Annotated in this window: 11 protein-coding genes; 3 read left to right on the forward strand and 8 right to left on the reverse strand. The window is 49.6% G+C overall.

The window, feature by feature from the left end; translation table 11 throughout:
- The 3 genes from brnQ to rpmG all read left to right on the forward strand — a co-directional run.
- Positions 1–984 (forward strand): branched-chain amino acid transport system II carrier protein (brnQ, locus tag Q1M25_RS05910; protein ID WP_300482846.1); only part of this gene is annotated, 984 nt, incomplete at its 5' end.
- Positions 985–1234: 250 nt separating this feature from the next.
- Positions 1235–1468, forward strand: a complete 234-nt coding sequence (rpmB, locus tag Q1M25_RS05915) for a 50S ribosomal protein L28 (protein WP_002216391.1) — start codon at positions 1235–1237, stop codon at positions 1466–1468.
- Between the two features lie 30 nt (positions 1469–1498).
- Positions 1499–1654: a 50S ribosomal protein L33 gene (rpmG, locus tag Q1M25_RS05920; RefSeq protein ID WP_003684373.1), complete on the forward strand. Its 156-nt coding sequence runs from the start codon at positions 1499–1501 to the stop codon at positions 1652–1654.
- Between the two features lie 228 nt (positions 1655–1882).
- Here rpmG and nqrM read toward each other — a convergent pair whose 3' ends face one another.
- The 8 genes from nqrM to Q1M25_RS05960 all read right to left on the reverse strand — a co-directional run.
- Positions 1883–2104, reverse strand: coding sequence for a (Na+)-NQR maturation NqrM (nqrM, locus tag Q1M25_RS05925; RefSeq protein WP_003680888.1), 222 nt, complete (start codon positions 2102–2104; stop codon positions 1883–1885).
- A 17-nt stretch (positions 2105–2121) separates the two neighbouring features.
- On the reverse strand, positions 2122–3189 hold the full coding sequence (locus Q1M25_RS05930; RefSeq protein ID WP_300482877.1) for an FAD:protein FMN transferase: 1068 nt from the start codon (positions 3187–3189) through the stop codon (positions 2122–2124).
- A gap of 132 nt (positions 3190–3321) precedes the next feature.
- Positions 3322–4539 (reverse strand): NADH:ubiquinone reductase (Na(+)-transporting) subunit F, encoded by a 1218-nt coding sequence (gene nqrF / locus Q1M25_RS05935; RefSeq protein WP_300482879.1) that lies wholly within the window; start codon positions 4537–4539, stop codon positions 3322–3324.
- Between the two features lie 13 nt (positions 4540–4552).
- A complete protein-coding gene (gene nqrE, locus Q1M25_RS05940; RefSeq protein ID WP_300482881.1) occupies positions 4553–5146 on the reverse strand; it encodes an NADH:ubiquinone reductase (Na(+)-transporting) subunit E in 594 nt (197 codons plus the stop codon).
- 3 nt (positions 5147–5149) lie between these two features.
- The gene (locus Q1M25_RS05945; protein WP_300482883.1) at positions 5150–5776 is read right to left on the reverse strand and encodes an NADH:ubiquinone reductase (Na(+)-transporting) subunit D; all 627 of its coding nucleotides are present in this window, start codon (positions 5774–5776) and stop codon (positions 5150–5152) included.
- Positions 5776–6552, reverse strand: coding sequence for a Na(+)-translocating NADH-quinone reductase subunit C (locus tag Q1M25_RS05950; protein ID WP_300482886.1), 777 nt, complete (start codon positions 6550–6552; stop codon positions 5776–5778). Before Q1M25_RS05950 ends, Q1M25_RS05945 begins: the two co-directional genes overlap by 1 nt.
- Positions 6545–7777: an NADH:ubiquinone reductase (Na(+)-transporting) subunit B gene (locus tag Q1M25_RS05955; protein ID WP_300482889.1), complete on the reverse strand. Its 1233-nt coding sequence runs from the start codon at positions 7775–7777 to the stop codon at positions 6545–6547. The genes Q1M25_RS05950 and Q1M25_RS05955 overlap by 8 nt, the downstream gene beginning before the upstream one ends.
- 2 nt (positions 7778–7779) lie before the next feature.
- The coding region (locus Q1M25_RS05960; protein WP_300482891.1) for a Na(+)-translocating NADH-quinone reductase subunit A at positions 7780–8888 on the reverse strand (1109 nt) is incomplete at its 5' end.

Below are 8888 nucleotides of genomic sequence, written 5' to 3' on the forward strand. Positions count from 1 at the left end.
CCTTTCATTGATGAATCTTGGAAAAACATCGCATTGGCCGTATTCAGCCTGGTGTTTTTCGGCATGACTTATTGGCTGTCGATTTCTCCGGGTAAGCTGGTTGACCGTATCGGTAAAATCCTTACGCCCGTTTTGTTGCTGGCAATTGCGATATTGGTCGGCTATGCCGCTATTAACCCGATGGGTATGCCGCAGGCGGCGCAAGGCGATTTTGCTACTCATCCGTTGGTTAAAGGTATTTTGGAAGGCTACGGCACCATGGACGCGCTGGCTTCGCTGGTGTTTGCCATTATCGTTATCGATGCCGTTCGCGCCATGGGCGTGGACAACCGTACGGACTTGCTGAAGACAACGACGATTTCCGGTGTGTTGGCGGCTTCTTGTTTGGCAGTGGTTTACCTGTTTATCGGCTATATGGGCGCGACAGGTGTGGCCGGTATCGGCTTGCAGGAAAACGGCGCGTCGGTTTTGTCTAAAACCGCACAGCACTATTTCGGTACAGCCGGTATTGTGTTGCTTGGCGTCATGGTGCTGCTTGCCTGTCTGAGTACGGCGGTTGGCTTGATTACTTCATGCGCCGAATATTTCAACCGTCTTTGCCCGGGTATTTCTTATAAAATCTTTGTGATACTGAATACGGTGGTGTCTATCCTGTTGGCCAACAAAGGCCTGTCAGCGATTTTGCAGTTTTCCATCCCTATGTTGATGCTGTTGTATCCGCTGACCATCGTCATCATTTTGCTGACCTTGACAGATAAACTGTTTGGCGGCGGCCGTATTGTCTATTTCTGTACCATGATGGCGGCTCTTATGGTCGGCTTGCTCGATGCCTATAAGGCCGCGTTTGGATTTGATGCCGAAACCGCGGCTGCCATCGAGCGCGCATTGCCGTTTTACAATATCGGTTTAGGGTGGGTTGTTCCCTCTTTAGCCTGCTTTATACTCGGCTGCATTTTGAATGCGGCGCTGAAGAAAAAAGCATGACAATAAACAGGCCGTCTGAAATGTTCAGACGGCCTGTTTATTTCGCCGACCACATAAACGACAGATGATTTTTTCAAAGAAATCCGTTATAATTGAAAAGTTAAGGCTTTGCGAAATACCGTTTCGCAGATGCAACATATTGAGAAGATTTATTTCCACAAATCCCGTTTTTTCAGTAAACGACTTGAACTGAAGGCGGATTTCGTGGTATAAATCGCGTTTTACTATTTTAGAAGTTTGGAGACTAACCATGGCACGAGTTTGCAAAGTGACCGGTAAGCGCCCGATGTCTGGCAATAACGTATCACACGCCAACAACAAAACCAAACGTCGTTTTTTGCCTAACTTGCAATCACGTCGTTTCTGGGTAGAAAGTGAAAACCGCTGGGTTCGCCTGCGCGTTTCTAACGCTGCATTGCGCACCATCGATAAAGTAGGCATTGATGTCGTATTGGCTGATTTGCGTGCTCGCGGCGAAGCTTAATTTAAACACCATTAATTAAGGATTACTGCAATGCGCGATAAAATCAAACTGGAGTCCAGTGCTGGTACTGGTCACTTCTACACAACTACTAAAAACAAACGTACTATGCCTGGCAAACTGGAAATCAAAAAATTTGACCCAGTAGCCCGTAAACACGTTATTTACAAAGAAACTAAATTGAAATAATCCGGTTTCTTCCAAGAAAAAGCTCCTGTTTTGCAGGAGCTTTTCTTTTTGTTTCATGATTGGTTTGGAGCGGTTTTGATTTAAACGGGTGTGCAAGATATTTTTGGATTGCTTTGGAAGAAGCAAAATAAAAGAGCGTGTATCCATTGGGATTACGCTCTTTTATTTTTCAGACGGCCTGATAGGGGATAAGTAGTCTTAAATCATGAATAAACATTCAATAACAACTTAATGATCAACCTTGATGCCTTGATTGTCGGAATGTTGTTTTTTATCCAGCTCTTTTTGCAAGGTATCGCACGGCGTGTCGCAATCGCACATTTTCTTCATGCCGAGAGAGGAAATGCCGCCGCAGCTGCCTTTGATGGTGCGTTTGGAGAAAATATAGCCGACTGCCATGCCGAGGATGACAATGATAAAAATGCCGAAAGTCAGAAGAAGGGTTTTCATGTGTGTATTCCTGAAGATTAGTTTAATAATTTCTTGAATGCGCTGGACATTTTAGTATGGTAGCCGCCTTGCGGGGTCCGGATGATAAGGAAAACGGCGAGATTTTCTTGCTCGGCAAGTTTAAGTGCTTCAGTTTCTCCGAGGACGAACAATCCGGTTGAAAGGCCGTCTGCAAGTGTGGCGTTTTCAGCTACTACGCTGATGGAAGCAAGGTTGTGGCTGATGGGTTGTTTGGTTTTAGGGTTGATGATATGGGAAAGGCGGCGGCCTGACTTATCAACATGGAAAATGCGGTAGTCGCCGGATGTAGCCAGTGATTTATTGTCCAATGGAATGGTGATTTGGGTGGCACCGCCTTGAACGATATTGGGCTGCTCGATGCCGATACGCCAAGGGTTGCCTTGCGCATTGTGGCCTTTGCCATGCAACTCGCCTCCGATTTCTACCAAATAATTGCCGATATTGAGTTTTTCAAGTTCGGCGGCGGTTTTATCCACACCAAAGCCTTTGGCGATGGAGGATAGGTCTAAATAGACTTCGGGATGGGTTTTGGCGAGTGTAGGCTGCTGTCCGTCTTGGGAAAGTTTGAGTTTGTCCGTACCGACCATTTCTGAAGCATGTTGGATTTCTTGTGCAGTCGGTTCGTGCGTGATTTCTTTTTGCGGGCCGAATCCCCAGAGGTTGACCAAAGGGCCGACGGTTACGTCCAGTGCGCCGTGTGTCAGTTTGTTTAAACGCAAGGCTTCTCCGGTCACATAGGCAAAGTCTTGGGAAATGGGCATGGCCTGATTGACGGTGCGCAGCTGGTTGAATTGGCTGATTTCGGAATCGGTCTGGTAGGTAGACATTTGCCGATTGACTTCTTTAAGCGCGTCATCAATGCGTTTTTGTATTTCGGCAGGGGAGGGGAGTTTATCTTGGCCGTCTGAAAGATATTTGACGGTATAGGTCGTGCCCATGGTCTCGCCTTGCAGGGTAATGGTTTGTTGTTTTTCAGGTTGGCAGGCAGAGAGTGTGAGTGAGGAAAGGATGGCAACGGTGCAACCGATTATCGGACGGTAAAACGAATTGGAAAGAAACGGCATAGGGGATTTGCGGATTATTTTTTGAAGCCTTTATTGTATCGTAAAAGAAAGGTTCAGGCCGTCTGAAAGTATGGTTTTCAGACGGCCTGGCAATAAAAAAGGAAGAAACCGAAGTTTCTTCCTTTTTGTCTGTTAACCGCCGAAATCGTCCAAGAGGATGTTTTCGTCTTCCACGCCCAAATCTTTGAGCATTTTGATCACGGACTGGTTCATGATCGGAGGGCCGCACATATAGAATTCGCAGTCTTCCGGTGCTTCATGGTTTTTCAGGTGGTTTTCGTAAACCACGTTGTGAATGAAGCCTGTGTAACCGTCCCAGTTGTCTTCAGGCAATGGGTCGGACAGGGCGACGTGCCATGTGAAGTTCGGGAATTCTGCTGCGAGTTGGTCGAAGTCTTCGACATAGAACATCTCGCGTTTAGAACGGGCACCATACCAGAAGGTAATCTTACGTTTGGAGTTCAAACGTTTCAGCTGGTCGAAAATGTGGGAACGCATCGGCGCCATACCCGCACCACCGCCGATAAATACCATTTCGGCATCGGTATCTTTGGCAAAGAACTCACCAAACGGACCGGAAATCGTTACTTTATCACCGGCTTTAAGCGACCAGATATAAGACGACATTTGTCCTGGAGGCGCATCAGGTACGCGCGGAGGAGGCGTAGCGATACGCACGTTCAGCATAATGATACCTTTTTCTTCAGGGTATGAAGCCATAGAGTAGGCACGCAAAATCGGCTCGTCCACTTTGGAAACGTATTGCCACAGATTGTATTTGTCCCAGTCTTCGTGGTATTCCTTAGGAATGTCGAAATCTTTGTAGGCAACAGTGTGAGGAGGGGCTTCAATTTGGATGTAGCCACCGGCGCGGAAAGGAACTTCTTCGCCTTCGGGAATGGCAAGCTTGAGTTCTTTAATGAACGTTGCTTTGTTGTCATTGGAGATGACAGTACATTCCCATTTTTTCACACCGAATACTTCTTCAGGTACTTCGATGTCCATATCGGTTTTGACGTTGACCTGACAAGACAGACGGCAACCTTCGCGCGCTTCGCGTTTGCTGATGTGGGACAACTCGGTCGGCAGAATGTCGCCGCCGCCGCTTTTCACGACAACGCGGCACTGACCGCATGAGCCGCCGCCACCGCAGGCGGAAGGAACGAAGATGCCTTGGCTGGCAAGCGCACCCAGCAGTTTGCCGCCGGCAGGCATCGTCAGCTCTTTTTCGTTATTGACTTTGATGGTGATGTCGCCTTCGCTCACCAACTTGGATTTGGCAAACAGAATCATCAGTGCCAAAACCAAGACGATGACGGTAAACATCACGATACCTAAAATAATCTCCATGCCGATTCCTTTCTTATAACTGGATGCCGGAGAACGACATAAACGCCATTGCCATCAGGCCAGCGGCGATAAAGGTAATGCCCAAGCCTTTGAGGCCTTTAGGGACATCCGAATATTTCATTTTTTCGGTAATGCCCGCCAAAGCGACAATAGCCAAAAGCCAGCCCAGACCTGCACCAAAACCGTATACAACGGACTCACCGAAGTTGTATTCGCGTTGCGCCATAAACGATACGGCACCGAAAATCGCGCAGTTTACGGTAATCAGAGGCAGGTAGATACCCAATGCGTTGTAGAGGGTAGGGACGAATTTGTCCAAGAACATTTCCAAAATCTGCACCAAAGCGGCAATCACGCCGATGAAGGTGATGAATTTCAGGAAGGTCAGGTCCACGCCTTCAACCAGCGCGCCGTCTTTCAACAGCGAGTAAACAAGTTGGTTGGCTGGGACGGACAGGCCGAGTACGAAAGTTACAGCCACGCCCAAACCGAATGCGGTGGATACTTTTTTAGATACCGCCAAAAATGTACACATCCCTAAGAAGAAGGAAAGTGCCATGTTTTCCAGAAAGACGGATTTTACAAAGAGGCTTAAGTAATGTTCCATGTGTTATTTCTCCGCCTGTTCAGGTTTCCAAGTGCGCAGACCCCATACCAAGAAACCGATGATGAAGAACGCGCTGGGAGCGAGCAGGAACAAGCCGTTGGTTTGATACCAGCCGCCATCTTGTATGGTTTGGAAAATGGTGTAGCCAAAGAGCTTGCCTGAGCCGATCAGTTCGCGGATGGTTGCGATGATGATCAACATCATGCCGTAACCTGCGCCGTTGCCGATACCGTCAACCAAGCTCTCCAAAGGAGGTTCTTTCATGGCGAATGCTTCGGCACGGCCCATCACGATACAGTTGGTAATAATCAGGCCGACGAATACGGACAGCTGTTTGGACAGCTCATAAGCAAAGGCTTGAAGCAGTTGGTCAACCAGCGTTACCAAGGAAGCAACAATCGCCATTTGCACGATAATACGGATGCTGTTGGGGATGTAGTTGCGTACTAGCGAGATGAAGAAGCTGGAAAAACCGGTTACCAAAGCTACGGAAATACCCATTACGATGGCCGTCTGAAGTTTGGTGGTAACCGCCAAAGCCGAACAAATTCCCAAAACCTGCAAGGCAATCGGGTTGTTGTCGATAAAGGGTGAAAACATCAAATATTTCAAGCGTTTCATGTCAGCCATTATTGTGCTCCTGCTGATTTCAATTTGTTCAGGTAGGGGATATAGCCGTTTTCGCCGAACCAGTAGGCGAACGAACCTTGCACGCCTTTAGATGTCAGCGATGCGCCGGAGAGGGCATCTACGCCGTGTTCTTTGTCCGAACTTGCGCCTTTGCCAACATGCAGGGCGAGTTTGCCTTGTTCGTCAAACAGTTTTTTGCCGACGAATTTTTGTTGCCACAACGGATTGCCGATTTCGCCGCCCAAGCCCGGGGTTTCGCCTTGGTCGTAGTAGGTAATGCCGTTGATGGTGTTGCCGTCAGGTTGAATGGCGACAAAACCGTACATGACAGACCACAAACCGTTGCCGTGCATAGGCAGGATGATTTGGCTGACTTTGCCGTCTTCACCTTTTACCAAGTAAACCTCAGTGTATTTGGCACGGCTTTTGATGCCGGCCAAATCGTCTTCGGGTTTGATTTGGATACTTTGGGCAGGGTCTTTGCCTGCGATGCGCGCGCTGAAGTCTTTCGGCGCGTCTTTCACGTATTCGCCTGTTGCCAAATCGACAACGCGTTGCTCGATACGTTCGGCAAAGGTTTTGCTGATGTCGGTGTTTTTATCCACCAAACCGGCTACGCTCAAGATATAGCCTTGTTTGTCTTGGAGTTTTTGTTTCTCTTGGATGGGTTTCAAGCCGACGACCGCACCGGCAACGATGATGGAACAAATCAGGCTGACAACCAATACCACAATCAGCGTGCCGCTGAAGCTGTCTTTATCGAATTTCTTAGCCATTGCTGCGCGCCTTTCTGCGTTTGATGTTCGCTTGTGCGACGAAATAGTCGAAAATCGGGGCAAACAGGTTGGCAAACAGAATCGCCAACATCATGCCTTCGGGGTAAGCAGGGTTGACCACGCGGATCAATACGCACATTACACCGATAAGCGCGCCGTACCACCATTTGCCGACATTGGTAAAGGAAGCGGAAACAGGGTCGGTCGCCATAAACAGCATACCGATGGCGAAGCCGCCGACCACCAAGTGCCAGTACCAAGGCATGGAGAACATGGCGTTGGTGTCCGAACCGATGAAGTTAAACAGAGAAGACATGGCAATCATACCGATCATCACGCCGGCGATAATGCGCCAAGAGGCAATGCGGGTGAACACGATAAACGCGCCGCCGATTAAGAGCGCCAAAGTGGATACTTCGCCGATTGAGCCGGGCACGTTACCGATAAACGCATCCATCCAAGAGATGTTTTGACCGGTTACAGCGTTTTTCAGGCCGTCTGCACCGTGTGTCGCCCATTGCGCCAAAGCAGTGGCACCGGAATAGCCGTCAACCGCCGTCCAAACGGTGTCGCCGGTAATATTGGCAGGATAAGCGAAGAACAAGAAGGCACGGCCTGCCAGAGCAGGGTTCATAAAGTTTTTACCTGTACCACCGAACACCTCTTTCGCAACCACAACGCCGAAAGAAATACCCAAAGCCGCTTGCCACAAAGGCAGGGTAGGGGGAACGATCAAAGCAAACAGAATCGAAGTCACGAAGAAACCTTCGTTGATTTCGTGTTTGCGTACGGATGCGAACAAAACTTCCCAGAAGCCGCCCACAACAAATACAGTCGCGTAAATCGGCAGGAAGAAAATCGCGCCGAACAGCATTTTGCCCAACACCCCCGCTTCAGACGACATATTGATGCCCAAAGCGTTGGCAAGGGCGTAGTGCCAGTTGTTGGCGATATTTTGTTGCAGCAAATCAGGCGTTAACGCACTGAATGCCTGTGCGCCGACGTTGTACATACCGTAGAACATGGCAGGGAACAAAGCCAGCCACACCAAAATCATCATGCGCTTGGAGTCGAGTGCATCGCGGACGTGTGCCGCTTTGCGCGTTACCGCGCCGGATGTGTAGAAAATCGTCGCCGCAGCTTCGTAGAGAGCATACCATTTTTCATGTTTGCCGCCCGGCAGGAAGTGCGGTTCGATTTTTTCAAGAAAATGTTTCAAGCCCATAATCAGCCTTCCTTCTCAATGGTTTCCAGCACCTTGCGCAACAGCGGGCCGTATTCGTATTTGCCCGGGCAGACGAAGCTGCACAAAGCGAGGTCTTCTTCGTCCAATTCCAAGCAACCCAGTGCCTGAGCGCTGTCGGTATCGCCGACGATTAAATCGCGCAGGAGCAGGGTAGGCAGGATATCCAAGGGCATTACGCGCTCGTAAGTGCCGATCGGTACCATGGCGCGGTCGCCACCGTTGACGGCTGTGTTGAACTTGAAGAGTTTGTGTTTCAGGAAATGGCCGAGGGTTGTGCGCGTGATGGAGTATTTGTCCGGCTGCGGCGCAACCCAGCCGAACAGCTCTTTGCTGCGGCCTTCTTCGATAACGGAAATCTGATTGTGGTAGCGGCCGAGGTAATCGTGCACGCCTTGTGCAATCGCGCCGTTCAATACTGAGCCGGAAAGCACGCGGTTGTCTGCGTCAACCAATTCGCCCGCAGTAATTTGCGATACTTTCGCACCCAAAACGGTACGCAAGAGGCGTGGTTTGTTGACTTGAGAGCCACCCAAGGCAATCACGCGCTCGGTGTTCAGACGGCCTGTTGCAAACAAACGGCCAATGGCAATCACATCTTGATAATTGATGGTCCAAACGGTTTTGTTCGCACCGACTGGCTCGATGAAATGAATGTGCGTGCCACTCAAACCGGCAGGATGCGGACCGCCAAATTCATGTGTTTCGATATTGGCAGCGTTTTCAGACGGCACGTCTGCGCCTGCTGCTTTACACACATGGATTTTACGCTCGGTCAGGCGGCTCAATACCAACAGGCCGCGTTTGAAGTCTTCGGCGGCTTCTTTGATGATGACCGTAGGATCGGCAGCCAGCGGGTTAGTGTCCATCGCATTAACGAAGATGGCGAACGGCTCGGCATCGACAGCAGGGATTTTGCTGAACGGACGGGTGCGCAGCGCAGTCCACAAACCGGATTGGATCAGGTTGCGGCGCACTTCTTCGCTGCTCAATTTTGCCAGCGCTTCAGGTGCGTAACGTTCAAACTCGATTTCGTCTTTGCCTTCAACGGCAATCACGACTGACTGAAGTACGCGCTTTTCGCCACGGTGAA

This window comes from uncultured Neisseria sp., from assembly GCF_951230505.1.
Classification (GTDB): domain Bacteria; phylum Pseudomonadota; class Gammaproteobacteria; order Burkholderiales; family Neisseriaceae; genus Neisseria.

Coding starts and splice junctions, on each gene's coding strand:
- Q1M25_RS05955 (WP_300482889.1), bottom strand. CDS start 7,777: ATGGGCTTGAAACATTTTCTTGAAAAAATCGAACCGCACTTCCTGCCG.
- rpmB (WP_002216391.1), top strand. CDS start 1,235: ATGGCACGAGTTTGCAAAGTGACCGGTAAGCGCCCGATGTCTGGCAAT.
- Q1M25_RS05930 (WP_300482877.1), bottom strand. CDS start 3,189: ATGCCGTTTCTTTCCAATTCGTTTTACCGTCCGATAATCGGTTGCACC.
- Q1M25_RS05945 (WP_300482883.1), bottom strand. CDS start 5,776: ATGGCTGACATGAAACGCTTGAAATATTTGATGTTTTCACCCTTTATC.
- nqrE (WP_300482881.1), bottom strand. CDS start 5,146: ATGGAACATTACTTAAGCCTCTTTGTAAAATCCGTCTTTCTGGAAAAC.
- nqrM (WP_003680888.1), bottom strand. CDS start 2,104: ATGAAAACCCTTCTTCTGACTTTCGGCATTTTTATCATTGTCATCCTC.
- Q1M25_RS05950 (WP_300482886.1), bottom strand. CDS start 6,552: ATGGCTAAGAAATTCGATAAAGACAGCTTCAGCGGCACGCTGATTGTG.
- rpmG (WP_003684373.1), top strand. CDS start 1,499: ATGCGCGATAAAATCAAACTGGAGTCCAGTGCTGGTACTGGTCACTTC.
- nqrF (WP_300482879.1), bottom strand. CDS start 4,539: ATGGAGATTATTTTAGGTATCGTGATGTTTACCGTCATCGTCTTGGTT.